The sequence below is a fragment of the Alicycliphilus denitrificans K601 genome, assembly GCF_000204645.1.
Lineage (GTDB): Bacteria > Pseudomonadota > Gammaproteobacteria > Burkholderiales > Burkholderiaceae_C > Alicycliphilus > Alicycliphilus denitrificans.
The window spans coordinates 985,706-1,010,993 of the sequence record NC_015422.1 but is presented as its reverse complement, the minus strand read 5'-3'; the positions used below and the strand labels follow the sequence as shown (position 1 = coordinate 1,010,993).

21 protein-coding genes, 2 tRNA genes, 2 pseudogenes and 1 other annotated feature are annotated in these 25,288 nt (G+C 67.2%); of the genes and pseudogenes, 17 read left to right on the top strand and 8 right to left on the bottom strand.

The annotated features are described in order from the left end of the window. Positions 1-14 precede the first annotated feature (14 nt). Entirely contained in the window at positions 15-572 is a 558-nt protein-coding gene (locus ALIDE2_RS04825; protein ID WP_013721523.1) for a cytochrome b, read from the bottom strand. A gap of 353 nt (positions 573-925) precedes the next feature. Between ALIDE2_RS04825 and ALIDE2_RS04820 the strand changes: the two genes are divergently transcribed. From ALIDE2_RS04820 to ALIDE2_RS04785, 7 genes and pseudogenes are all read left to right on the top strand, one after another. Next, complete coding sequence (locus tag ALIDE2_RS04820) at positions 926-1,975, top strand: efflux RND transporter periplasmic adaptor subunit (RefSeq protein WP_148262957.1); 1,050 nt, start codon at positions 926-928, stop codon at positions 1,973-1,975. A 10-nt stretch (positions 1,976-1,985) separates the two neighbouring features. Next, positions 1,986-2,927: pseudogene (locus tag ALIDE2_RS04815) on the top strand (efflux RND transporter permease subunit); the annotation flags it as partial. 58 nt (positions 2,928-2,985) lie between these two features. Beyond that, positions 2,986-4,200, top strand: a complete 1,215-nt coding sequence (locus ALIDE2_RS04810; RefSeq protein ID WP_085945338.1) for an IS4 family transposase — start codon at positions 2,986-2,988, stop codon at positions 4,198-4,200. A gap of 184 nt (positions 4,201-4,384) precedes the next feature. Next, a pseudogene (locus tag ALIDE2_RS04805) lies at positions 4,385-6,550 on the top strand (efflux RND transporter permease subunit); the annotation flags it as partial. Beyond that, a complete protein-coding gene (locus ALIDE2_RS04800) occupies positions 6,547-6,888 on the top strand; it encodes a DUF3240 family protein (protein ID WP_013520272.1) in 342 nt (113 codons plus the stop codon). The pseudogene ALIDE2_RS04805 and the gene ALIDE2_RS04800, both read left to right, overlap by 4 nt. A 128-nt stretch (positions 6,889-7,016) precedes the next feature. Beyond that, a complete protein-coding gene (locus ALIDE2_RS04795; protein ID WP_238530103.1) occupies positions 7,017-8,147 on the top strand; it encodes a TolC family protein in 1,131 nt (376 codons plus the stop codon). A 247-nt stretch (positions 8,148-8,394) separates the two neighbouring features. Beyond that, positions 8,395-9,629, top strand: a protein-coding gene (locus ALIDE2_RS04785) for an IS3 family transposase (protein ID WP_085945337.1) whose coding sequence is annotated in 2 segments (ribosomal slippage) — positions 8,395-8,683 and positions 8,683-9,629 — 1,236 coding nt in all. Because the reading frame shifts where the segments join, the coding sequence is not laid out codon by codon here. After that, positions 8,673-8,789: a sequence feature (AL1L pseudoknot), on the top strand. (Overlaps the previous gene by 117 nt.) On the opposite strand, the gene ALIDE2_RS04780 is transcribed toward ALIDE2_RS04785, so the two are convergent. The 3 genes from ALIDE2_RS04780 to hrcA form a co-directional block, all read right to left on the bottom strand. After that, positions 9,626-10,096 carry a type I restriction enzyme HsdR N-terminal domain-containing protein gene (locus ALIDE2_RS04780; RefSeq protein WP_013721519.1) on the bottom strand — a complete coding sequence of 157 codons (471 nt, stop codon included), beginning with the start codon at positions 10,094-10,096 and terminating at the stop codon, positions 9,626-9,628. The genes ALIDE2_RS04785 and ALIDE2_RS04780 overlap by 4 nt on opposite strands. A 300-nt stretch (positions 10,097-10,396) precedes the next feature. Continuing rightward, positions 10,397-10,473: transfer RNA gene (locus tag ALIDE2_RS04775), tRNA-Ile, on the bottom strand. Between the two features lie 52 nt (positions 10,474-10,525). Next, positions 10,526-11,530 (bottom strand): heat-inducible transcriptional repressor HrcA, encoded by a 1,005-nt coding sequence (gene hrcA / locus ALIDE2_RS04770; protein WP_013721518.1) that lies wholly within the window; start codon positions 11,528-11,530, stop codon positions 10,526-10,528. Positions 11,531-11,558: 28 nt separating this feature from the next. Here hrcA and ALIDE2_RS04765 point away from each other — a divergent pair, with 28 nt between their 5' ends. Genes ALIDE2_RS04765 through rapZ form a run of 3 tightly spaced genes read left to right on the top strand, consistent with a single transcriptional unit; the run spans position 11,559 to position 15,000 of the window. After that, the gene (locus tag ALIDE2_RS04765) at positions 11,559-12,455 is read left to right on the top strand and encodes an NAD kinase (protein WP_013721517.1); all 897 of its coding nucleotides are present in this window, start codon (positions 11,559-11,561) and stop codon (positions 12,453-12,455) included. A gap of 2 nt (positions 12,456-12,457) precedes the next feature. Then, positions 12,458-14,131 carry a DNA repair protein RecN gene (gene recN, locus ALIDE2_RS04760; RefSeq protein WP_013721516.1) on the top strand — a complete coding sequence of 558 codons (1,674 nt, stop codon included), beginning with the start codon at positions 12,458-12,460 and terminating at the stop codon, positions 14,129-14,131. A gap of 5 nt (positions 14,132-14,136) precedes the next feature. After that, positions 14,137-15,000, top strand: a complete 864-nt coding sequence (gene rapZ / locus ALIDE2_RS04755) for an RNase adapter RapZ (protein ID WP_013721515.1) — start codon at positions 14,137-14,139, stop codon at positions 14,998-15,000. Positions 15,001-15,113: 113 nt separating this feature from the next. Here the strand turns inward: rapZ and mutY are convergent, their stop codons facing one another. The 3 genes from mutY to mutM form a co-directional block, all read right to left on the bottom strand. Next, entirely contained in the window at positions 15,114-16,172 is a 1,059-nt protein-coding gene (gene mutY, locus ALIDE2_RS04750; RefSeq protein ID WP_013721514.1) for an A/G-specific adenine glycosylase, read from the bottom strand. Further along, positions 16,169-18,154, bottom strand: a complete 1,986-nt coding sequence (locus ALIDE2_RS04745) for a dynamin family protein (protein WP_013517874.1) — start codon at positions 18,152-18,154, stop codon at positions 16,169-16,171. Before ALIDE2_RS04745 ends, mutY begins: the two co-directional genes overlap by 4 nt. Before the next feature lie 69 nt (positions 18,155-18,223). After that, positions 18,224-19,039, bottom strand: a complete 816-nt coding sequence (gene mutM / locus ALIDE2_RS04740; protein ID WP_013517873.1) for a bifunctional DNA-formamidopyrimidine glycosylase/DNA-(apurinic or apyrimidinic site) lyase — start codon at positions 19,037-19,039, stop codon at positions 18,224-18,226. A 29-nt stretch (positions 19,040-19,068) separates the two neighbouring features. Between mutM and ALIDE2_RS04735 the strand changes: the two genes are divergently transcribed. The 7 genes from ALIDE2_RS04735 to pth all read left to right on the top strand — a co-directional run bounded on the left by ALIDE2_RS04735 (position 19,069) and on the right by pth (position 24,861). After that, positions 19,069-20,850, top strand: coding sequence for a tetratricopeptide repeat protein (locus ALIDE2_RS04735; protein ID WP_013721513.1), 1,782 nt, complete (start codon positions 19,069-19,071; stop codon positions 20,848-20,850). Continuing rightward, on the top strand, positions 20,847-21,344 hold the full coding sequence (locus tag ALIDE2_RS04730) for a lipoprotein insertase outer membrane protein LolB (RefSeq protein ID WP_013517871.1): 498 nt from the start codon (positions 20,847-20,849) through the stop codon (positions 21,342-21,344). The genes ALIDE2_RS04735 and ALIDE2_RS04730 overlap by 4 nt, the downstream gene beginning before the upstream one ends. Before the next feature lie 4 nt (positions 21,345-21,348). Next, entirely contained in the window at positions 21,349-22,215 is an 867-nt protein-coding gene (gene ispE, locus ALIDE2_RS04725; RefSeq protein ID WP_013721512.1) for a 4-(cytidine 5'-diphospho)-2-C-methyl-D-erythritol kinase, read from the top strand. 27 nt (positions 22,216-22,242) lie between these two features. Continuing rightward, positions 22,243-22,319: transfer RNA gene (locus ALIDE2_RS04720), tRNA-Gln, on the top strand. A 115-nt stretch (positions 22,320-22,434) separates the two neighbouring features. Beyond that, on the top strand, positions 22,435-23,394 hold the full coding sequence (locus tag ALIDE2_RS04715) for a ribose-phosphate pyrophosphokinase (RefSeq protein ID WP_013517869.1): 960 nt from the start codon (positions 22,435-22,437) through the stop codon (positions 23,392-23,394). Between the two features lie 101 nt (positions 23,395-23,495). After that, positions 23,496-24,122, top strand: a complete 627-nt coding sequence (locus ALIDE2_RS04710; protein WP_013517868.1) for a 50S ribosomal protein L25/general stress protein Ctc — start codon at positions 23,496-23,498, stop codon at positions 24,120-24,122. 109 nt (positions 24,123-24,231) lie between these two features. Then, positions 24,232-24,861: an aminoacyl-tRNA hydrolase gene (gene pth / locus ALIDE2_RS04705; protein WP_013721511.1), complete on the top strand. Its 630-nt coding sequence runs from the start codon at positions 24,232-24,234 to the stop codon at positions 24,859-24,861. Positions 24,862-24,922: 61 nt separating this feature from the next. On the opposite strand, the gene ALIDE2_RS04700 is transcribed toward pth, so the two are convergent. Further along, positions 24,923-25,180, bottom strand: a complete 258-nt coding sequence (locus tag ALIDE2_RS04700) for a YfhL family 4Fe-4S dicluster ferredoxin (RefSeq protein WP_013517866.1) — start codon at positions 25,178-25,180, stop codon at positions 24,923-24,925. Positions 25,181-25,288: the final 108 nt, after the last annotated feature.

The following is a 25,288-nucleotide window of genomic DNA, read 5'->3' as shown; positions in this document are numbered from 1 at the left end:
GTTTCTCGGATTGCTTATCGGGAGCCGCGCCTCGGCAGCATGCGCACAAGTGTGTTGTCGTGGACGACATAGTGGTGCAGCAGTGCCGCCGCCGCATGCAATCCAATCAACGCATAGCCCGCCGTGGCCAGTGCTTCGTGCAGATCCTTCAAGGGATGAGCGAGCGCTTCGTTCGCGCTCGTCAGCATGGGTAGCGCAAAGCCGAACAGGGTTACCGGCTTGGCCGCCGTGCTCAGCGCTAGCCAACCCAGCAGTGCTGCGGCAATCATCAGCGCGTACAGCGCGGCATGCATGAGCCGTGCCATCAGGGCCGGCCACCGGCCCATGGGCGGCTCGATGGCCGGCGCAGCGCCTGCCACCCAGCGCACGCACAGCCGGACCGCCACCAATGCCAGGACGGACAGCCCCAGCAGGAAATGCAGGGATTTCATATTCGCGCGCAGTTCGCTGCCTTTGGGCGCAAAGCCGCACAGTTCCATGCTGGCATAAACAGCAGCGAGAAGCACCAGCATCAGCCAATGCAAGGCAACGACGAAATTGCCATAGCGGTCTCTAGAGTTCCTGAATATCAATCACTTTCTCCGGCACGTAGATTCGATCGACGCACGCGAAACGATACTGACGATGCCGCGCCTTGTGTGCGTATTGCGGCGTTCTCGCGTCACTATTGAATTTTTTCATTCGACCAAAGCTTGCCCAAAGCTTGGGCGGCCAACATGCGGCGGATTGCCATCACAGCACATCTAACCGCATGCTTGGTATGTCTCCCAGTGCAACGCCCCCAGAAGGCGCGCCGCAGAAAAAAAATCAACACTCCGCCCTCTCACGCGTTGCAGCCGCCGTTGTGATCGTGGCGGTAGCGGCGGGCGCAGGCTGGTGGGTGCTCTCACGCCCCGCGAAGGAATCGGTGGCACAGGCGCCCGCCATGATCCCCGCCGCTGACGGACACATCACATTGGGTGTGGCGCAACTGCGCGCGCTCGGGGTGGCCACGGCGGCGGCGGACACCGCCACGCAGTTGCCTGTGCCTGGCTTGCCCGCGCAAGCCGCCGCGCCTCTGGCCGCCAGCGCGCAGGTCAGCGCACCCTACGCGGGCGTGGTCACGCGCATCCTGGTCGATGAAGGGGCTTTTGTTCGGCAAGGGCAGCCGTTGGCGCGCATCCAGAGCCGCGATGTGCTGGTCGCTCAGGGCGAATTGTCCCGCGCGCGCAGCGAAGCCACGGCAGCCGCGCTGCAAGCCCAGCGCGATACGGTCTTGCTGGCCGAGGGCATCATTCCCGCCGCACGCAACGAACAGTCGCAGGCGCGCACCCAGGCCGCGCAGAGCACGCTGCGCCAGGCCACGGGCGCGCTGGCGCAACTGCGCCCGGTGGCGGGCGGGCAGGCGGGCGAGTACGAACTGCTGGCGCCGATGGCGGGCCAGGTGGTGCGGAGGCACCTGATGCCCGGGCAATCGGTGGCTGCGCTGGAAGCCGCCTTCGTAGTAGCCGAGGCGGGGCATATGGATGTGAACTTCACAGCGCCGTTGCGGCTGCGCAGTGCCATCAAGCCCGGCCTGCCCGTAGGCCTGCCCGATGGCAGCGTGGCCAAGGTGGTGGCAGTGGGTGCTGATGCCGACCCCGCCAGCCAGAGCCTGCGCGTGCGTGCCAGCATCGAGGGGCAGACCGCGCTCGCCGTGGGCCAGCAGTTCAGCGTGAGCCTGCTGCTGCCCGCGCCAGCGGGCGCACTGGCCGTGCCGCCGTCGGCATTGCTGCCTGCTGGGAAAGGGCATGTTCTGTATGCGGCGAGCGATGCGGTGGGCGGTGAGAAAGGTGCGATGCGCTTGCGCGCCGTGGCTGTGCAATTGCTGGGCGGGGACGAGTCCATCAGCGTGGTGGTGCCCGACTCCAAGGATGGTTCCACCGCACTGACGGCCGGTGAGCAGGTTGTCACGCGTGGCACGGCGCTGCTCAAGTCCATGCTGCCGCTGCAGTGAGGGGCCGGGGATGCTCTCTCGCCTCATTGAATTTTCCCTGCGTCAGCGTCTGCTGGTGCTGCTGGCCGTGCTCGCCCTCGCGGGCGCAGGCGTGGCCTCGTTCCTGCAATTGCCGATTGACGCCTACCCGGACATCTCGCCCACACAGGTCAAGCTGATCCTCAAGGCGCCAGGCATGACGCCCGAAGAGGTCGAATCGCGTGTCATCGCGCCGCTGGAGATGGAGCTGTTGGGCGTGCCGCGCGGCGTGATGCTGCGCTCCACGGCCAAGTACGCCATCGCTGACATCACGCTGGACTTTGCCGAGGGCAGCGACATCTACTGGGCCCGCCAGCAGGTGGCCGAGCGCTATGCCGCCGTCGCGGGCAGCCTGCCCGAGGGCGTGGGCGGCGGGCTGGCGCCGATTTCCACGCCGCTGTCGGACGTGTTCATGTTCACCATCGAAGGCGGCTCGCTGTCATTGAGCGAGCGGCGCACCCTGCTGGACTGGACGTTGCGCCCCGCCTTGCGCACGCTGCCCGGTGTGGCCGACATCAACGTGCTGGGCGGCGAGGCCGCCAGTTTTGCCGTGGTACCCGATCGTGCGCGCCTGTCTGCCGCCGGGATGAGCTTTGCCGACGTGGTAACGGCCGTTAGCCGCAACAATCGCAACGACGGCGCGGGCCGCTTGGATGCGGGGGAGAACACGCTGATCGTGCGCTCGGAAGGTGCGATCCGCAGCGCGGAGGATGTATCGCGCATCGTGCTGCGTGCCGCCACGGCCGGCGCACCCGCTGTGCGTGTGGGTGATGTGGCCGCCGTGCGCATGGAGGGGCTGACCCGCTACGGCGCCGTCAGCCGCGACGGCCAGGGCGAGGCGGTGGAAGGCATTGTCGTGGCGCTGCGCGGCGCTGATGCGTCTACGCTGGTGAAGGCGATCCGCGCACGCCTGGATGAGCTCGCGCCTAGCCTCAATACTGTTCAGATAGTATCTCATCATTGATAATTCGAAGCCATCGCAATCCCCCAGCATTGGAACGATGGCAAGGACACGCAAGGCCGTAGCGGCCCACATTGATGTAGCGCACTTGATCAGTGCTGGCGTACTGGCCAGCGTGTGTCCACGTCCATTGATTGAAGAGGTGCTGGCCCAGACGGGACGCGCCAGTCAGCGCCAGCGGCTCTTGCCCGCACCTGCGGTGGTGTACTACGTCATGGCCTTGGCGCTGTGGCGCGAAGCGCCGCTGGAGGAGGTGTTGCGCGTGGTCTGCGAAGGCCTGCACTGGCTCGGCGGCCCCCAGGGGCAGGGTCAGACCATCCAGGCCAGTAAATCGGCCATCTCGCAGGCGCGCACACGGCTGGGCCCTGAAGTGATGCAGCAACTGGCGCAGCGGGTGCTGCGACCCGTGGCATCCCGGGATCTCACAGGTGCCTGGTATCGTGACTGGCGCGTGATGGCCATCGATGGCAGCACCATGGATGTCGCCGATGAGCGCACCAATGCGGAATTCTTTGGCTACCCCTCGTCCTCACGCGGGCAAAGCGCCTTCCCGCAGGCCAGGCTGGTGGGTCTGGTGGAGTGTGGCACCCATGTGGTGACGGCAGCGCAGATGGGGCCATACGCTCAGGGCGAACAAACGATGGCCGAGCCCTTGCTGGCCTCGCACCTGCAGCCGGACATGCTGGTGCTCGCTGATCGGGGGTTTTACAGCTTCAAGCTCTGGCAAATTGCTTGCGCCAGTGGTGCCAAGTTGGCTTGGCGCGTCAAATCCACTATGAGGCTGCCGGTGCAGCAAAGACTTCAAGACGGCTCCTACCTGAGCACCCTCTTCAGCAGCGAAGACCGCCAACGCCGCAACGGACAAGTGGTGCGGGTCATTGACTACACGCTGCAGGACTCGGCCACGCCTGCGCAGGATAGCTACCGTTTGGTGACCAATATCCTGGACCCCGATCAGGCACCGGCACAAGAGCTGGCAGCGCTGTACCACGAGCGCTGGGAGATCGAGAGTGTGCTTGATGAGTTCAAGACCCATCTGCGCGGCAGCAGCACGGTGCTGCGCAGCAAGACGCCTGAGTTGGTGCAGCAGGAGTTGTGGGGGCTGCTGCTGGCGCATTTTGCGATCCGACAGCTCATGGCCCAGGCGGCCTGGAACAACGGGTTGGATCCGGATCGCTTGAGTTTCGTGCACGCTGTGCGCGTGATCAAACGCAAGATGCCGCAAGCTGCGGCCATTCCCCCCTGAGCGCCTCGCAGGCTGGCGCGATGCGCTACTCGTTGAGATCGCCAGCGGCAAGGCCGTGTGCAGCCGAGGTCGTCTCAATCCCCGGGGCGTCAAACGCAAGATGAGCAACTACAACGTGCGTCATCGCGGCGCCGTACTGCATCAGGCACATCAGCCGCACCCAATTATTAATTAAATGAACAGTATTGCGCCTAGCCTGCCGCCGGGCGTGAAGGTAGTGCCCTTCTACGACCGCAGTACGCTCATCCAGCGCGCGGTGGGCACGGTGGAAAGCGCATTGCTCGAAGCGACAGTGCTGGTTGTCGTGCTGCTGCTGCTTTTTCTGGGCGAGTTGCGCGCGGCGCTGGTCGTGGCGCTGATGGTGCCGTTGGCCGCGCTGGGCACCTTCCTGCTGATGCGTGTTGCGGGCATGAGCGCCAACTTGATGAGCCTGGGCGGGCTGGCCATCGCCATCGGCATGCTGGTCGATGCGGCGGTGGTTGTAGTGGAGAACGCCGTAAGCCGTCTCGACCCGCACGCCGACGGGGCGCAACTACCACGCTTGCACCGCGTTTTCGCTGCCGCGCGCGAGGTGGCCTTGCCCGTGGCCTCGGGCATCCTCATCATCTGTCTGACCTTCGTGCCGCTGCTGGCCTTGCAGGGGCTGGAAGGCAAGTTGTTCGCGCCCGTGGCGCTGACCATCGTGTTCGCGTTGGGTGTCTCGTTGCTGTTGTCGCTGACGTTGGTGCCCGTGCTGTCATCGCTACTGCTCGAGGAGCATGCGCATCGCGAGCCCTGGGTGATGCGCGGCGCGTTGCGCCTGTATCGCCCGATGCTGGATGCAGCGCTGGCCCATCCACTGCGAGCCACAGCCATGGCGCTGGCTGCCCTGGTGTTGGGTGTGTTGGCCTACCTGGGTACCGGCAAGGCTTTCATGCCGACGATGGATGAGGGCGACATCCTGCTGCAATTGCAAAAGCCGCCCTCTATCGGGTTGAACCGCTCGCGCGACATCGACCTGGCGGTGCAGAAAGCCATCCTGGAAAAAGTCCCCGAAGTCCAGCACAGCATCGCCCGCGTTGGCTCGGACGAACTAGGGCTCGACCCCATGGGATTGAACGAAACCGACATGTTCATGCAGCTTGGCGACCGCAAGACATGGCGCATGGACAAGGAAGCGCTGGGCGAAGAAATCCGTAAGGTGATGGCAGCCTTCCCCGGCCTGGATTTCGGTTTCACCCAGCCTATCGAGATGCGCGTCTCCGAAATGCTCACCGGCAGCCGTGGCGACGTGGCCATCAAGCTCTTCGGCCCGGACCTGAACACCTTGGGCGAACTGGCCGTGCGCATCGCCGCCAGCGTCGAGAAAGTCCCCGGCGCACGCGACGTGCTGACGCAGGCCAGCGACCATGTCGAGTACCTGCAAGTGAAGGTGGACGCTCAGGCCAGCGGCCGCGCGGGCCTGGCGGTGGCAGCCGTGCAGGACGAGTTGCGTGCGCAACTCGAAGGCGTTCCTGCGGGCATGGTGATCGAGGCCAACCGGCGCACGCCCATCGTGGTACGGGGCGATGCGCCGCTACGCGGTTCCGCCGAGCGATTCAAGGACTTGCGGTTGGCCCGCAGCGGCGCAGCCGGCTCTGGCGACATCCCCCTCACGTCGCTGGCAGCCATCACCACCACCCAAGGCCCGGTGCTGGTGCGGCGCGAGAGTGGCTCGCGCTTCGCGCTGATCCAGTCCATGGTGAGCGGGCGTGATCTGGTGGGCTTCGTGGATGAGGCCCGAGCTGTCGTGGCGCGCGATGTCTCCCTGCCCGCAGGCTACCGGCTGGAATGGGGCGGCCAGTTCGAGAACCAGCAGCGCGCCGCTGCCCGGCTGGGTCTGGTGGTGCCGGTCTCGTTGGCGCTGATCTTCTTCGTGCTGTTCATGACCTTCGGCTCCACGCGCCAAGCCGTGCTGATCCTGGGCAACGTGCCTTTCGCTCTGGTCGGTGGCATGGCCGCGCTATGGATGTCGGGGCAATACCTGTCGGTGCCCGCATCGGTGGGCTTCATTGCCCTTCTGGGCATTGCCGTGCTCAACGGGCTGGTGCTGGTCACACACTTCAACCATTTGCACGCGCTGGGCTTGCCCATGGATCAGGTGGTGCGCGAAGGCTCGCTGCGCCGCCTGCGCCCGGTGTTGATGACCGCCTCCATCACTGCCTTTGGCCTGGTGCCCCTGCTGCTGTCCACCGGACCGGGCTCGGAGATCCAGCGCCCGCTGGCTATCGTGGTGATCGGTGGGCTGGTCAGTTCCACCGCGCTCACGCTGGTGCTGCTACCGGTGTTGTACCGGCGCTTCGGTCAAACGATGAAAGGAGGGACTGCATGAACACGGAAATGAATGCGCCACATGACGAGCAAGGCGCTGAATGGATACGACTGAACCTGGTGTTCCCCCCAGCGCTGGAAGACGCCGTGACGGGCACCCTGATGACCGACATCACGCTGCCTGGCTTTACCCTGCTGCACGCCGAGGGGCACAGCAGCGACTTCACGCACGCATCCATCCGCGAGCAGGTACGTGGCCGCATTGATCGCCGTGTGCTGTGGGTCGTGATCGAGCGCGAGCGTGTAGACAGTCTTCTGGCCGCACTGCGCCAGCGCATCGCATCCAACGACGTGCGCTGGTGGATGGAGCCTGTCATGGCGATGGGGCGGCTGGTATGAAGTTTCTCTTTCCTTGTGCGGCAGCGGCGCTGGCCTGCATTCCCTGGTTTACGCTGGCACAGGAACCCGCGCCTGGTTGGCTCCCCTCGTCGGCCCAAGTCCACGCAGCCCTGCAGTCGCAGCCCGCCGTGCGCGCGGCGGCCGAGCGCGTGCGGGCTGCCGCAGCTACCCAGCATGCCCTGGATGTAGGCAGCCATGAATTCCAGGCCAATTCGGGCTTCCAGCGCCGCTATGTCCCCAACGAGCAGCGCAGCTACAACGAATGGGAACTGGGCATCAGCCGCACGATCCGTTTGCCCGACAAGGCCCGGCTGGACCGGGAGATCGGCAGTAGCACCCGCAGCGTGGCCGACCTGCGTCTGGAAGATGCCGAACACCAAGTGGCCCGCCGCCTGCTCGATGCCTGGATGGGCTGGCTGCGCAGCAGCGCCGTGGCCGAAGAGACCGCGGCGCAGGATCAACTACTCTCTCGCGAACGCGACGTCCTGGTCCGCCGCGTGGCCCTGGGCGATGCAGCACGGCGCGAGATGGACGTGCTGGACGCCGAGCTCGCAACCCAGGCCGCGCAGACCCTGATGGCGCGCGACGCGGCGCTGGCGGCCCGGCAGGCCTTGGCCCTGGGGTTCCCGGAAATCACCGTGCCCCTCGCTGCGGCGGCATTGCCCGAGCCTCAAGAGTTGCCCGACAGCCCGCAGGCCTGGCAGGCGCGCATCGTCCAGGAAAGCGCCGAGATCGCGATGGCCAACGGCGAAACTACGCGCCTGTTGAAAGTGGCCGAACGCACGCGCGCCGAACGTACGCCAGACCCTACCGTGGGCGTGCGCGTCCTGTCCGATCGTGGCGGCACCGAACGCGTCGTGGGGTTAGTGCTTTCCGTTCCCTTCGGCATGGACTACCGCAGTGCCCGGGCCGCCACGGAGAGCGCCAATGCCGCAGCCGCCGAAGCCGAGGCGGCCGATGTGCGGCGCGCCATAGAGCAAGGTGCATGGCTTGCCGTCCAAGCCGCGCAAAGTAAATGTGCACAGTGGCAGTCGCACCAGCAGGCGCTGGCCGCACAGACCGCATCCAACACCCGCACGCGCCGGGCGTGGGAACTGGGCGAAGCTTCGCTCGGCGAATACCTGCTGTCCCTGCGCAGTCTGCGGCAGGCTCGCCTGGCAGAAACACAGGCGCGGGTAGATGCGCTGCAGGCTGCAATGCTGGTGCGCATCGACGCGCATGCGATGTGGCATAGATCACGAAGCACTGTGGCAAATTGAGCGCTATTAGAGTAACAACACTGTTGCGTCTGCTGTCCCCAATCGCAGCCTCTTTGGGGGGCGTCGCAATGATGTCGAGCCTGGTGCAGACTCTGCCCCTACGGCATGGTGATGAAGGCCATCGACGTCCGCTCCCACATCTCAGATGTCTTATGTCAAAGGAAAGCTGACCTGTCACTGCGACTCTCTGTTCGGCGTGAACAGCCCCGGATTTCGAGGAGGCACCAACTCTTGAGAAGATGGAGCCATGAACAAGTCACCGAAGTTCTCCCCGGAAGTCCGCGAGCGCGCCGTTCGCATGGTGCAGGAGCACCGAGCCGACTACCCGTCGCTGTGGGCAGCCATTGAATCGATTGCGCCCAAGATTGGCTGCGTGCCGCAGACCTTGAATGACTGGGTCAAGAAGGCCGAGGTCGACAGCGGCCAGCGCCCCGGCACCACCACGGCAGACGCCCAGCGCATCAAGGAACTGGAGCGTGAGGTCAAAGAGCTGCGCCGGGCCAACGACATCCTGAAGACGGCCAGCGCGTTTTTCGCGCAGGCGGAGCTCGACCGCCGATTGAAGTCTTGAAGAACTACATCGACCGCCACCGTGATGACTACGGGGTCGAGCCCATCTGCCGGGTGCTGCAGATGGCCCCGTCGTGTTACTGGCGCCACGCAGCCCGGCAACGCAACCCGCAACTGCGCAGTCAACGCGTCCAGCGTGACGAGGGTTTGAAAGCCGACATCCAGCGCGTGTGGCACGCCAACTGGCAGGTCTACGGGGCCGATAAGGTCTGGCTGCAGATGAACCGCGAGGGCATCGCAGTGGCGCGCTGCACGGTCGAGCGCCTGATGCGTGCCATGGGCTTGCAAGGAGCACGCCGTGGCAAGACAGTGCGCACCACCACGCCGGACACATCGGCACCGTGCCCGCTGGACCACGTCAACCGGCAATTCAAGGCCAGCCGGCCCAACGAGCTGTGGGTGTCGGACTTCACCTACGTCTCCACCTGGCAGGGCTGGTTGTACGTGGCCTTCGTGGTGGACGTGTACGCCCGGCGCATCGTGGGCTGGCGGGTCAGCCGCAGCATGCAAACGGACTTCGTGCTGGATGCGCTGGAGCAGGCGCTGTATGACCGCCAGCCAGCAGCCCATGCCTTGACGCACCATTCCGACAGGGGCAGTCAATACGTTTCCATACGCTACACCGAACGCTTGGACCAGGCGGGTATCCAGCCATCAGTGGGCAGCCGGGGTGACAGCTACGACAACGCACTGGCCGAGACCATCAACGGGCTGTACAAGGCCGAGCTGATTCACCGCCGGGGACCCTGGAAGACCAGGGAATCCGTGGAGCTGGCCACCCTGCAGTGGGTGCACTGGTTCAATCACGTCCGACTGCTCACGCCGATTGGGGGCATCCCTCCGGCAGAAGCTGAGGCAAACTACTGGAGGCAACTCGCCGTCAGCGACACCTCGACAGAGGTGTCAACTTAAACCAATCGGCCTCCTTGAAAGCCGGGGCGGTTCAGGTCACCATTGGTCCACACGCCCATGGGGGCGCCGGTGGCATGACAGTAGCTCTTGAGCTGCTCCTTGCCATCCTTGAGCTTCGGTTTCTTTACCTCGATGAGGATATAGGGCGTATCGGTCTTGTCTTTGTCGAAAATGCAGATATCGGCGCGCTTCTTCTCGCGGCCAAAGGTCACTTCGTATTCCAGCTGCATGCGCTTTACCGGGTAGCCCAGGTCGTCGCGCAAAACCATGACGTAGAGCTGTCGGACTGCTTCCTCGGGCGTGAGCTTGACGGGCTTGCCGCGCACCAGGCAGGTGACGTAAGGCGTGAGCTTTTTAGCCGTGTCCTTGAGTGAGATAGCGGCTTGCAGCGCATTGATGTGCGCGGGCTTGAATTGCCCCAGCTTGTAGGCGCTGTCTTTGAGGAGGGCTTCGAGAGTGATGGTCATTGTTTAGTTCTTGTGCTGTCACCCGGCCATAGCCGGGAAAAGTCAAACGAAAGCTGGCGGTGATGCCGGACGGACAGCAAATACACCATATCCACGGCATCTATGACTGCGAACAGCATCAGGTTCAAATGCCCAATTGAGCGACGTCCGTGGACAGCTCCGGTTCGCCAGCGGCGAGCTATCACAGCAAAGTCTGACTCTGGCCCAGAAGCATGTTGTCAGTGGCTACACAGCGGCTACATTACACCAAAAAACAAAAAGCCTACTATCATTAAGATAGCAGACTTTCCTTATAATTACTGGTAGGGCGTGTTGGACTTGAACCAACGACCAAAGGATTATGAGTCCTCTGCTCTAACCAACTGAGCTAACGCCCCGGGATGCGCCACCAGCGCCTCGTCGGCGGGACAGCGGCGGCTATTGTATGTGCTACTTGTGGTGGCTCAGGGCGTTGGACACCAGTTTGGAGGTGATGTCCACGATCTGGATCATGCGGTCGTAGGGCATGCGCGTGGGGCCTATCACGCCCAGCGTGCCGACCACCTGGCCGTCGACCTCGTACGGCGCGCTCACCACGGACAGTTCCTCGAAGGGCACGACCTGGCTCTCGCCGCCGATGAAAATGCGCACGCCCTCGGCGCGGCTGGAGATGTCCAGCAGCCGCAGGATCTGGGTCTTCTGCTCGAACAGGTCGAACGCCCGGCGCAGGTGGCCCATGTCGCCGGAGAAGTCGCTCACGGCCAGCAGGTTGCGCTCGCCTGAGAAGACGACCTCTTCCTGCGACTCGGACAGTGCCTGCGAGCCAGCGTTCACCGCAGCCTGCATCAGCGCCGCGATCTCGCCGCGCAGCTTGTCCACCTCCAGCCTGAGCCGCTCGCGCACCTGCTCCATGGCCAGGCCCGCGTAGTGGGCGTTGAGGAAGTTGGCCGCCTCCACCAGCTGAGACTGGGTGTAGTCGGACTCGGTGAAGAGCACGCGGTTCTGCACGTCACCGTCGGGCGAGACGATGATCACCAGCAGCCGCCGCTCCGACAGCCGCAGGAACTCGATGTGCCGGAACACCGAGGTGCGGCGCGGCGCCATGACCACGCCCACGAACTGCGACAGGCTGGACAGCAGGTGCGCCGCGTTGGCGATCACCTTCTGCGGCTGCTCGGGCTTGATCTGCAGGGCCGGCAGCTGCTCCTGCTGCACGGTGAGCATGGTGTCCACGAAGAGCCGGTACCCCTTGGCCGTAGGCACGCGGCCAGCCGAGGTGTGGGGACTGGCGATAAGCCCCAGATCCTCCAGGTCTGCCATCACGTTGCGGATGGTGGCGGGCGACAATTCGAGGCCCGATGCCCGCGACAGGGTCCTGGAGCCCACCGGCTGCCCGTCGGCGATGTAGCGCTCGACCAAGGCCTTGAGCAACAACTTGGAGCGGTCATCAAGCATCGGACCATTTTAATGATGTAATTTCTGCATGAAGCCCATCTTCCGTCGCGTGGCCGTCATAGGCAAATACCAGGTACCCGTTGCCGGCTCGGCGTCGGGCAATTCGCGGCAGATCATCGAGAGCATCGCCCGGTTCATCGCCCAGCAGGAGTGCGAGCCGACGCTGGAGACCGAGACGGCGGCGAGCACCGGCCTTACCGGCTACCACACGCTGGACGTGGACGGCATCGGCCAGCATTGCGACCTGTGCGTGGTCGTGGGGGGCGACGGCACCATGCTCGGCGTGGGCCGCAAGCTGGCCGCCTACGGCACGCCGCTGGTGGGCATCAACCAGGGGCGGCTGGGCTTCATCACCGACATTCCGCTGCAGGGCTACCAGGACGTCCTCACCCCCATACTGCACGGCGACTACGAGGAGGACGTGCGCCCGCTGATGCAGGCGCGCGTGGAGCGCGGCGGGGAATCCGTCTTCGAGGCGCTGGCCCTCAACGACGTGGTGGTCAACCGCGGCTCCACCTCGGGCATGGTGGAGCTGCGGGTGGAGGTGGACGGCGTGTTCGTCTCCAACCAGCGCGCCGACGGCCTCATCGTCGCCTCGCCCACGGGCTCCACGGCCTATGCGCTGTCGGCCGGCGGGCCCATGCTGCACCCGTCGATCCCGGGCTGGGTGCTGGTGCCCATCGCGCCGCACACGCTGTCCAACCGCCCCATCGTGCTGTCCGACGCCACCGAGATCGCCATCGAGGTGGCGGGCGGGCGCGACATCAGCGCCAACTTCGACATGCAGTCGCTGGCCTCGCTGCAGCATGGCGACCGCGTGCTGGTGCGGCGCTCGGCCCACCGCGTGTGTTTCCTGCACCCACGCGGCTGGAGCTTCTTCGCCACCCTGCGCAGGAAGCTGCGCTGGAACGAGGGAGGCTCCTGACCATGGCCCTGAGACGGATCGCGCTGCGCGACTTCGTGATCGTGCAGGCGCTGGACCTGGACCTGCACGCCGGCTTCACGGTGCTGACCGGCGAGACCGGCGCGGGCAAGTCCATCCTGATCGACGCCTTGCAGCTGCTGCTGGGCGCGCGCGCCGACACCGGCGTGATACGCGAGGGCGCGCAGCGCGCCGACATCTGCGCCGAGTTCGACGCCGGCACGGCCGCTCTCGGCGCCTGGCTGGAAGAGGCCGGCATTGCACACGACGGCGCGCTGCTGCTGCGCCGCACCGTGGACCTGCAGGGCAAGAGCCGCGCGTGGATCAACGGCATACCGGCCACGGCCGCGCAGATGCGCGCCCTGGGCGAGCACCTGCTGGACATCCACGGCCAGCATGCCTGGCAGAGCCTGACGCGGCCCGACGCCGTGCGCGGCCTGCTCGACGCCTACGCCGGCGCGCAGGCCGAGCCGCTGGCCGCGCTGTGGACCGCCTGGCGCGACGCGCAGAAGGCGCTGGCCCATGCGCGCGAGGCGCAGGACACGCTGCAGCAGGAGCGCGAGCGCCTGCAGTGGCAGATCGGCGAGGTGGACAGGCTCGCGCCGCGCGAGGGCGAATGGGACGAGCTCAACGCCGAGCACGCGCGCCTGTCCAACGCCCAGGCCCTGCTCGACAACGCCCAGGGCGCGCTGTCCGCGCTGCAGGACGACGAGGCCGGCGGCGCGCTGGCCGCGCTGGCACAGGCGCAGCACCTGCTGCAGGCGTACGAGCACATCCACGAGGACTTTCGCGCGATGAACGAGGTGCTGGCCTCGTGCATCGCCCAGGCGGACGACGTGGCGCATTCGCTGCAGGGCTATCTGCGCCATGCCGAACCCGACCCCGATGCGCTGGAGCGGCTCGACGCGCGCCTGTCTCAGTGGATGCAGCTGGCGCGCCGCTACAAGCGCACGCCGTCCGAGCTGCCGGCTCTGCTCGACGGCTGGAAGGAGTCGCTGCGCCGCCTGGACGACGCCGCCGACCTGGCCGCGCTCGAGGCAGCCGAGCAGGCCCAGGCCGCCGCCTACCACAAGGCCGCGCGCGCACTGTCGCAAAAGCGCGCCAGGGCCGCCCCGAAACTGGCGCAGGCCATCACCCAGGCCATGCAGGGCCTGGGCATGACGGGCGGACGCTTCGAGGTGCAGGTGGACAAGGCGACCGAGCCCGGCCCGCACGGCGTGGACCAGGTGGCCTTCTTGGTCAGCAGCCACCCGGGCATGACGCCGCGCCCCGTGGGCAAGGTGGCCTCGGGCGGTGAGCTTTCGCGCATCGCGCTGGCCATCTCGGTCGCCACCAGCGCGCTGGGCGAGGCGCCCACGCTGATCTTCGACGAGGTGGACTCGGGCGTGGGCGGCGCCGTGGCCGAAACCGTCGGCCGACTGATGCAGCAGCTCGGACGCGAGCGCCAGGTGCTGGCCGTCACCCACCTGCCCCAGGTGGCGGCCTGCGCGAACCACCACCTGATCGTCTCCAAGCACCGCCACGCCGAGGGCACGACCAGCGCCGTGGCGACCGCCGGCGCCGATGAGCGCGTGGCGGAAGTCGCCCGCATGCTGGGCGGGCAGCAGCAGTCCCCCACCACCCTGGCACATGCCCGCGAGATGCTCGACGGCGCGCGTGCCGCCACCGCAGCGGGTTGAGAACCATGTCACTGGAAGTCGTCGTCATCACCGGCATGTCCGGCTCGGGAAAGTCCGTGGCCCTGCACGCGCTGGAGGACGCGGGCTACTACTGCGTGGACAACCTGCCGCCGGAGCTGCTGGCCTCGTTCGTCGCGCTGGAGCACGCGCACCACGGCCACCGCGTCGCCGTGGCCATGGACGTGCGCAGCGCCACCGCCCTGCCGCTGGTGCCCCAGCAGCTCGACCGCCTGCGCGAGCAGGGCGTGCAGGTGCGCTCGCTGTTCCTGGACGCCACCACCGGCACGCTGGTGCGACGCTTTTCCGAAACGCGCCGGCGCCACCCGCTGTCCCAGGACGAGCTGATCGAGGGCCGGCGCGCGCTGGTGCAGACCATTGAGCTGGAGCGCGAGTTGCTGGCCGAGCTGCGCGCGCAATCCCACGTCATAGACACCAGCACCCTGCGCCCGTCGCAACTGCTGAGCTACGTGAAGGACCTGCTGGCCGTCCCGCCCAGCCAGCTCACTCTGGTGTTCCAGTCGTTCGCCTTCAAGCGCGGGCTGCCGTTCGATTCGGACTACGTCTTCGACGTGCGCATGCTGCCCAACCCGCACTACGAGCCCGCGCTGCGCCCGCTCACCGGCAAGGACGCGCCCGTGGCCGAATACCTGCGCCAGCAGCCCGAGGTGGCGCTGATGCTCTCGCACATCACGCAGTTCCTGGAGCATTGGCTCGATGCCCTGGCGCAAAACCACCGCAGCTACGTCACGGTGGCCGTAGGCTGCACGGGCGGGCAGCACCGCTCCGTATACTTGGTGGAGCAGCTGGCCGAGCGCTTCACCGGCCGCTGGAACACGCTGCGCCGGCACCGCGAGCTCGACGGCATTTGAAGCATCGCTATTCAATGAATAGCTGCCACCGCCCGCCACTCCTTATTTTCAGCAATGAGAACATCTGGAAACCTTGCACGCCGTGCGGTAGACGCTATCGTTTTCGATAGCCCTTAGAGCGCGTCGATCAGCCTGCGCACGGGCGCGGGCAGCCCCAGTTCCAGGCACTGCGCCGGCGTGAACCAGCCGGCCTGCTGCGCCTCGGCGCAGTGCGGGTCCGCCACCGCCCCGACGCCGCGCGCCAGCACCGGGTGCAGGTGCAGGTCGCGATGCGTCAGCACATGGATGAACGGCGGCAGGTCCTCGGCCGCGCCCGCGGCCGGCGGGGGCAGGGCCGTGTCCAGCTCGGCGCGGCTGGCGTAGACCGGCGGGCAGTACAGCCCGGCCCATATGCCCGCGGACGGGCGGCGCTCCAGCCACAGGCGACCCGCCCCGTCCTGGCGCAGCAGCAGCCACCAGGCCTGCGCGCTGCGCTTGAGCTTGCGCGTGCGCACCGGGTAGTCCTGCGGATTGCCGTCGCGCCGCGCCACGCAGACGTTCTGCAGCGGACACAGCATGCAGCTCGGGTTGCGGGGCAGGCAGATGCCGGCCCCCAGGTCCATCAGGCCCTGGGTGTAGCGCGGCATGGCGGCGTGCAGGTCGCCCTTGGGCAGCAGCGCCTCGGCCAGGCGCCACAGCTCGCGCTCGTTCTTCGCCTCGGCCAGGTCGGCACGGAAGCCCAGCACCCGCGTGAGCACGCGCCGTACGTTGGCGTCCAGGATGGCCGCGCGCTCGCCGAAGCAGAACGCGGCGATCGCGCCCGCCGTGGAGCGGCCTATGCCCGGCAGGGCGGCCAGCTCGGGCACTGTGCGCGGGAACCGGCCGCCATGCTGCTGCACCACGATCTGCGCGCAGCGGTGCAGGTTGCGCGCGCGGCTGTAGTAGCCCAGGCCGCTCCACAGGGCCAGCACCTCGTCCTGCGGCGCCGCGGCCAGCTGAACCACGTCGGGAAAGCGCGCCAGGAAGCGCGCGTAGTACTCCAGCACCGTGGCCACCTGGGTCTGCTGCAGCATGATCTCGGACAGCCATACGCGGTAGGCGTCGCGCGTGTTCTGCCAGGGCAGATGGTTGCGCCCATGCCCGGCCTGCCAGCGCACGACCTGCGCCGCGATCTCCACCGGCGGCTGCGTCATGCGGGCGTCAGGGGCTGGGGCGCGGTCTCGGGAATGTCCGGCACGGGCAGGTCCTCCTCCACGCCCGGCTGCTGCACGAGCTCGTCCGTGAGCTCGGACAGGCGCAGCTCCAGCTCGGCCAGATTCTCCTCGGCGGCCTCGATCTCGGCGATGCGCTCCACCAGGCCGCTGGCCGCCTGCCGGATGCGGTTGACCGCCTCGATGCGCCGCTCGAAGCTGCGCTTGCGCTCGCGCAGCTGCGCGTCGAGCTGCGCCGTGGCCGTCTTGCTCCACATCTCCAGCTCATTGGCCGCGGCCTCGAACACCGTGCGCAGGCGCAGGCCCAGCGCGCGCAGCAGGCGCTGCGTGAACTCCGGCCGCGCCAGGCGCAGCACGTTGCCCATGCCCACGTACTGCAGGTGGCGCTGCTCGATGGCCGCTATCTCCCGCACGTAGGCACCCAGTTGCGCAGCAACCGGCACCTGCAGCGAGAAGCCGAATTCGGTGTTGAGCTGGCGGAAGGTGCCGCCCAGCATGGCCTGGATCTCGCCGCCCGTGGCCTGGGCCGCCTCCATGGCGGCGCGCACGCTCGCAAAGGTCTCGCCATACGCCTTGCGCACGCCCAGCTTGAGCCCCGAGGATTCGAGCGCCTCGGTCAGCGGCGCCAGCTGCGCCTTCAGCGCGCGGGGGCCGAGTTGGTGGAACAGCTCGCGCAGCATCTTCAGGTGCACGGCGCGCACGGCCTGGATGCGGGCCGTGCAGGCCTCGAACTCCTGCTGCTCCTGCTCGATGCGCCCGCGCATGGCATCGATCACCGACGCGTTCTTGCCGCGCAGGCTGCGCAGCTCCAGCATCTGGTCGTCCAGGTCGCGGCGGCGGATGTTGATCACACGCCGGGCCTCGTTGCGCAGGCCCGTCACGCCACCGGCCACCGCGGCCCGCAGTATGGACTGGCGCCGCCCCATGATGCCCGTGCCCAGCGCCACTTCCAGCTGCGGCAGGCCGCTGGCCTCCAGCAGGTCGTCGTCGCAGTTGATCTTGGCCACCAGGCCCTTCTGCGCGGAGACGGCCACCACCTGGCCCAGCGGCACACCCAGCACCTCGGTGACCGTGTGGCGCTGGCGCTCCAGCTGCGCCTGCACCTGGGCGGGCGAATTGAGCTGGTCCCACAGCGTATCGATCTTGTTGAGCACCACGAGCCGCGCGTCGAACGCATCCTCGGCCCCGCCCAGGTGGTCGCGCCAGATGGCCAGGTCCGAGCGCGTCACGCCGGTGTCCGCGCCCAGGAGAAACACCACCGCATGCGCCTGCGCGATGAGGTTGATGGTGAGCTCAGGCTCCACGCCCACGGCGTTGAGCCCTGGCGTGTCCAGGATCACCAGTCCCTGCCTGAGCAAAGGATGGGGGAAGTTGATGACGGCGTGCCGCCACATCGGCACCGACACCATGCCGCCCGCGTCCCGCCTGGGGTTCTCGTCGCCCGCCTCGTCGCTCCAAAAGCCCAGCGCCCGCGCCTCGTCCACGGATACGCGGCGCACCTCGGACACCTTTTCCAGGGCCTGAGCCATCTGCGCGGGGTCGTCCATGTCCAGGGCCACGTTGACCCAGAGATCGGGCTTGAGCCGCCACTCGGCCAGCCCCAGCGGCTGCATGCGCGTCTCTATGGGCAGCAGGCGCAGGCTGGGCGCCGTGCCGCCCTCGTAGCCCAGCTCCGTGGGGCACATGGTGGTGCGCCCGGCGGTCGCGGGCATGATACGCCGCCCGTAGCCGGCGAAGAAGATGGCGTTGATGAGCTCGGACTTGCCGCGCGAGAACTCGCCCACGAACGCGACCGTCACCTTGTCGCTGCGGACCTGCTCCTCCAGGCGCTGCAGGCGCTCGCCGACGGCGGCGTCCATGAGATCGTGCGCCCCCATCCATTGGCCGAGCCGCTTGAGCTGCTGCGCAAACGCACGCCGCCACGCACCATGCTGGTCAAACCGTTCGTTGAATGAGGATCCCACTGTGCTCCCGGATATCAATGCGTGCGCCCAGACGGGGGGCGGGACGGCGCAATACTAGCATCGGCTCGCCTAGGACCGCTGGCAGTTCGGACAGAAGTAAGTGCTTCGCTGCCCCTGGCGCAGCAGGCGCACGGGTGTGCCGCATTGCCTGCAGGGCAGGCCCTCGCGCCCATAGACGTTGGCCTCAGCCTGGAAATGCCCGGCATTGCCGTCGACGCCAGAGAAGTCCCGCAGCGTGCTGCCGCCGCGCTCCACGGCCCGCGCCAGCACCTCGCGGATCGCGCCATGCAGGCGCCGCGCGCGCTGCGAGCCTATGGCGCTGGCCCGCATCGTCGGCCGGATGCGGGCCAGAAACAGCACCTCGCACGCGTAGATGTTGCCCACGCCGACGACCACCCGGCCCGCCAGCAGCAGCTGCTTGATGGGCATGCGGCTGGCGCGCAGAGCCGCATGAAAGGCCTGGAAATCGAAATCCTCGCCCAGCGGCTCCACCCCCAGGGTCCCGAGCAGCTTGCGCGCCTGCGGGTCGTCCTCGCCGGCCGCCCAGACCACGGCGCCGAAGCGGCGCGGATCGTGCAGCCGCAGGGTACCGCGGTCCGTCTCCATGTCGAAGTGGTCGTGCGGGCCGCGCTGCGGCAGGCCGTGGGCAAAGCGCAGGCTGCCCGACATGCCCAGGTGGATCAGCAGCAGGCCCTGCTGCAGATCCAGCAGCAGATACTTGCCGCGCCGGCGCACGGCCAGAACCCGCTGCCCGGCCAGTTCCCCGGGCGCCAGGCCCAGCGGCCAGCGCAGGGATTTGCCCAGCGCCACCGCACGTATCGTCGCACCGCCGATCGCATCGGCAAGGCCGCGCCGCGTCACCTCCACCTCGGGCAGCTCAGGCATGCCAACACTCGTCAAGAAGTCCCAGGAGCATGGATTATTATGGGCTGATGGTGCATTCCCTCCGTCGTATTCGGCCGGCAGCTTTGGCATGCGTGGCCGCGGCCTGCATTTTTCCCGCCCTGGCCCAGACGGGCGAGCGCGCCTCAGAACCCGCATCCGCACCCGTGCAGGAAGAAGAAACAGCCGCACTCAATGCCGAACTGTTCTACGAACTGCTGCTCAGCGAAATCACCACCAGCGAAGGCGACCCGGCCACGGGCTACAACCTGATGCTGGACGCGGCACGCCGCAGCGGCGATCCGCAGCTGTACCGCCGGGCCACGGAAATCGCCCTGCAGTCGCGCTCCGGGGGATACGCCCTGGCGGCCGCCCGCGCCTGGAAGGAGGCGCTGCCGCAGTCGCGCGATGCCAACCGCTACCTGCTGCGCATCCTCGTGGCGCTCAACCGCATTGGCGACAGCGCCGAGCCACTGCGCCAGGAGCTGGCGAGCTCGTCCGCGCGCGACAAGGTCTCCACGATCCGCGCCCTGCCCCTGCTCTATGCGCGCGCGGGCGACAAGGCCCTGGCCGCGCGGGTGGTGCGGCTAGCGCTGGAGGAAGAACTCAACAACCCCGCCACAGGCCCCATGGCCTGGACCACGGTGGGGCGCATGTACCTCGCGGCGGACGACAAGGCCCGCGCGCTGGAAGCCGCGGGCAACGCGCTGGCGCAGAACCCTGGCGACGACGGCGCCGCCATGCTGTCGCTGCAGCTGCTGGAGAACGCGGTCCCGGAGGCCGAGGCGCTGCTGTCGCGCTACCTCGCCGGCAAGCCCCTGCCCGAGGTGCGCATGGCCTATGCGCGCGTGCTGCTGGAATCGCAGCGCCTGGCCGACGCGCAGGCGCAGGTGGATGCCGTCACGCGCGAGCAGCCCGACAATGCCCAGGCATGGCTGATCCGGGCGTCGCTGCAGCTGCAGGCTGGCGAGCTGGATCAGGCCGAGGCCGCCCTGCAGCGCTGCACGCAGCTGCTGGAGCAGGACCCCGCCACCGAGCAGCGCCAGCGCGCGCTGACGCAGATCTATCTGATGCAGTCGCAGATCGCCGAGAAGCGCGGCGACCTCGCCCAGGCCCAGGCCTGGCTGGCCCGCATCGACGATGCCGAGCAACTGCTCGCCGTACAGAGCCGGCACGCCTCGCTGCTGGTGCGCCAGGGCCGGCTTGACGAAGCGCGCGCCCTGATCCGCGCCATTCCCGAAAAGGGCCCGGACGACGTGCGGCTCAAGCTCCAGGCCGAGGTGCAGTTGCTGCGCGAGGCCGGCCACTACCAGCAGGCCTACGAGCTGCAGGGCAAGGTCGTGGCGCTGGCCCCGCAGGACAACGAACTGGTGTACGACCAAGCCATGCTGGCCGACAAGGCAGGCCGCACCGCTGAAATGGAGCGCCTGCTGCGCACCATCATCGCCCGCCAGCCCGACCATCACCACGCGCTCAACGCCCTGGGCTTTTCCCTGGCCGACCGGGGCGTGCGCCTGCAGGAAGCCAAGGCGCTCATCGTCAAGGCCCTCGAATACGCGCCCGACGACCCCTTCATCACCGACAGCCTGGGCTGGGTCGAATTCCGCCTGGGCAACCGCAAGGAGGCGCTGGACATCCTGGAGCGCGCCTTCAAGACACGGCCCGACGCGGAAATCGCGGCCCACATCGGCGAGGTCCTGTGGAGCCTGGGCCAGCGCGACCGCGCCCTGGCCGTCTGGCGCGAGGGCCTGCGTATCAACAAGGACAACGACGTGCTCAAGGGCACGCTCAAGCGCCTGAGGGTCCGGCCTTGACGGCGCCGCGCCCCGCGCGGGGCCGCCTGCTGCTCGCGGGGCTGGCGCTCGCGCTGCTCGGCGCCTGCGCGCAGCCCCCCCGCCCGGCCGGCGCCGCCGCGGACCACTGGAGCGGGCGCCTGGCCGTGCAGGTGGAGGACGCCTCTGCGCAGTCCTTCAGCGCGGGCTTCGAGCTGCAGGGCAGCCCGCAGGCCGGCGAACTGACCCTGTTCAACCCGCTGGGCAACGTCATGGCCCAACTGCAGTGGCGGCCCGGGCACGCGCTGCTGCGTAACGGCGGCGAACAGCGCCAATCCACGTCGCTGCAGGCGCTGGTGCTCGAACTGACGGGCAGCGACCTGCCGATCGCCGCGCTGTTCGGCTGGCTCAAGGGCGAGGCGGTGCAGGCCTCGGGCTGGCAGGCGGACCTGAGCGCGCTCGCCCAGGGCCGCCTGACGGCCACGCGCCACACGCCCGCGCCGCAGACCACCCTGCGCGTGGCATTGAGCCTTTGACGACATGCGAGCCCTGTACGACGTGCCGGCGCCGGCCAAGCTGAACCTGTTCCTGCACGTCACGGGCCGCCGGCCCGACGGCTACCACCTGCTGCAGTCCGTCTTCATGCTGATCGACTGGTGCGACACCCTGCACTTCGAGCTGCGCGCCGACGGCGCCATCAGCCGCGAGGACCTCACGCAGCCCCTGCCCGCAGACGACCTCGTGGTGCGCGCGGCCCGCGCGCTGCAAGCGGCCACCGGGTGCGGCCTGGGCGCGCACATCGGGGTGCACAAGCGCGTGCCCGCGCAGGCCGGCATGGGCGGCGGCTCGTCCGACGCGGCCAGCACGCTGCTGGCGCTCAACCGGCTGTGGGGCCTGGGCCTGCCGCGCGCGCGCCTGCATGCCATCGGCCTCGGCCTGGGCGCCGACGTCCCCTTCTTTTTGTGCGGCAGGAACGCCTGGGTCGAGGGAATCGGTGACATAATCCGCCCTCTTGATTTGGAGCACCAGCTGCCAGACGCGAGCTTCGCGGTGGTCAAGCCCGCGGCGGGGCTGGATACGAAAGCCATTTTTTCGCATCCATCCCTCAAACGCGATTCCAGCTGTGCTACAATCCAAGGCTTTGCTGCAATGCCCTACCAGTTCGGTAGCAACGACCTGCAGCCGGTTGCTCAGGCCCTGTGCCCGGAGATAGACCAAGCCATCGACTGGCTGGCATCGAAGGGATTGCGGGGTCGGATGACGGGCTCTGGAAGCGCGGTGTTTGCGCAAGCAACGCATGCAATTGACCTGCACGATGCACCCGCTGCATGGCAAGTCAAAATGTGTGAAAATCTAGGGCTTCATCCGCTGTCGGACTGGGCTTTGGATGAGAGGATCAAGGGTTGATCGCCTCAAGGGGCGGTGGACCTGCGTAGGGGAGTCGCCAAGTTGGTTAAGGCACCGGATTTTGATTCCGGCATGCGAGGGTTCGAGTCCTTCCTCCCCTGCCAAAATTCATACGAATACGACTTGCGCAAATCGGATTCCGGCAAACCCGCTGCCTCGTTTGCGTAAGTCCTTATTCATTTCCCGTACGGGATTTCAATTCAGACTGCCGAGTCGCTCATGCAAACCAATACCCCCGACTTCCTGGTTTTCACGGGCAATGCCAACCCCGGCCTGGCCACCGAAATCGTCAGGAATCTGGGCACCACGCTCGGCGCCGTCGATGCGGGCCGCTTCTCCGACGGAGAGGTCACCGTCGAGATCAAGCAGAACGTGCGCGCCCGCGACGTGTTCGTGGTGCAGTCCACCTGCGCGCCGACGAACGAGAACCTGATGGAGCTCCTGATCATGGTCGATGCGCTCAAGCGCGCGTCGGCGGAGCGCATCAGCGCCGTGATCCCCTACTTCGGCTATGCCCGTCAGGACCGCCGCCCGCGCTCGACGCGCGTGCCGATCTCGGCCAAGGTGGTGGCCAACATGCTGCAGGCCGTGGGCGTGGCCCGCGTGCTGACCATGGACCTGCACGCCGACCAGATCCAGGGCTTCTTCGACATCCCGGTGGACAACATCTATGCATCGCCCGTGCTGCTGGGCGACCTGAACGAGAAGAAGTACGAGAACCTGATCGTCGTTTCCCCCGACGTGGGCGGCGTGGTGCGCGCCCGTGCGCTGGCCAAGCAGCTGGGCACCGACCTGGCCATCATCGACAAGCGCCGCCCCAAGGCGAACGTGTCCGAGGTCATGCACGTCATCGGCGACATCGACGGCCGCAACTGCGTGATCATGGACGACATGATCGACACCGCCGGCACGCTGGTGAAGGCGGCCGAGGTGCTCAAGGAGCGCGGCGCCAAGAAGGTGTACGCCTACTGCACCCACCCGATCTTTTCCGGCCCCGCCATCGAGCGCATCGCCAACGGCACGGCGCTCGACGAGGTCGTGGTGACCAATACCATCCCCTTGAGCGATGCCGCCAAGGGGTGCGCAAAGATCCGCCAGCTCTCCGTGGCGCCGCTGATCGCCGAGACGATCCAGCGCATCTCCAAGGGAGAGTCGGTATCGAGCATGTTCTCGGACTGACCGTCCGGGGACACCAAGCAGGCCTCATGCCCGGTGGGCATGGGGTCTTTTTCAACAGCGGGCCAGGCTGGTCGCGGCCGGTCCCATCAGGAGTTTTCATCATGCAATTCGTCGCTTATGAGCGCGCCAAGCAAGGTACGGGTGCGAGCCGCCGTCTGCGCATTTCGGGCAAGGCCCCCGGCATCGTCTACGGCGGTTCCGCCGAACCCCAGATGATCGAGGTCGATCACAACGCCCTGTGGCACGCCCTGAAGAAGGAAGCCTTCCACTCCAGCATCCTGGACATGGAACTCAATGGCCAGGTCACCAAGGTACTGCTGCGCGACGTGCAGTACCACCCCTTCAAGCAGCAGGTGCTGCACGTGGACTTCCAGCGCGTGGACGACAAGACCCGCGTGCACCTGAAGGTGCCGCTGCACTACGAAGGCCTGGAAGGTTCGCCGGCCGTGAAGGAAGAAGGCTGCACCGTCACCCCCCTGATCCACGAAGTGGACGTGATGTGCATGCCCTCGCAGCTGCCCGAGTTCATCACGGTGGATCTGAGCGGCCTGACCTCCAAGTCGGCCCCGGGCGTGCAGTCGCTGAAGATCCCGAACGGCGTGAAGATCGTGGTGCGTGGCTCCAACAAGAACCCCGCCCTGGTGTCGATCAAGCTGCCCGAGGTGGTTGCCGACGCCTCCGCTGCCCCCGCTCCCGCAGCCGCCCCCGCCAAGAAGGGCAAGAAGTAATCACTGGTTCGCCCCGCCGCCCCGCAGGGGGCGACACACCCCGACGGCCCACCCTCGCGTGGGCCGTCGGCGTTTCAGGACGTGTCGAGGGCGCCGGATAATCGCAGCCATGATCAAACTGTTTGTCGGCCTGGGCAATCCCGGCCCGGAGTACGAGGCCACGCGCCACAACGCGGGTTTCTGGTGGATAGACGCGCTGGCGCGCGAGCTCAAGGTGGTGCTGGCGCCCGAGCGCAGCTACCACGGCCTGGCGGCGCGCGCGAACGTCGCGGGCCACGGCGTCTGGCTGCTGCAGCCGCAGACCTTCATGAACCTGTCGGGCAAGTCGGTGGCGGCCCTGGCGCGGTTCTTCAAGATCGCGCCCGAGGAAATCCTCGTGGTGCACGACGAGCTGGACCTGCCGCCCGGCCAGGCCAAGCTCAAGCGCGGCGGCAGCCACGCGGGCCACAACGGACTGCGCGACATCCACGCCCAGCTGGGTACCGGCGACTACTGGCGGCTGCGCCTCGGCATAGGCCACCCGGGCGCACGGGCCGAGGTGATCAACTGGGTGCTCAAGAAGCCCGCGCCCGACCAGCGCACGCTGATCGAGGACAGCATCGCCCATTCGCTCAAGGCCTACCCCGCCATGCTGGCCGGCGACATGGACAAGGCCACCCAGCTCGTGCACACGACCAAGCCGCCGCGCCCCAAGCCGCCCCGGCCCGCCACGGCCGCGCCGCAGGGCGGTGTGGGCTAACTACTCTATTGATAGCTGCCAGCGCTTGCTGGACGAGCCCTAGAGGCCAAAAATACCAAAATCAGGCAGACTGCGCCGCGCGCAGGCGCTCGAACTTCTGCCACAGCGTCTCGCGGTCTTCCTTGTGGGCAGGATCCACGGGAATGCAGGCCACGGGACAGATGGCCACGCACTGGGGTTCGTCGAAATGCCCCACGCATTCGGTGCATTTGGACGGCTCGATCTCGTAATGCTCCTCGCCCATCGAGATGGCCTGGTTGGGGCATTCGGGCTCGCAGACGTCGCAGTTGATGCACTCGTCCGTGATCATCAGAGCCATGGCGCGGCGTCCTTAGGGATGGTGAACGGCATGGCCGGATTATCCGCCCTCGCACGCGGGCAAGCCTCCATGGCCGGCATGCGGCCGCGGTTTTTGCCGCTATGCTGC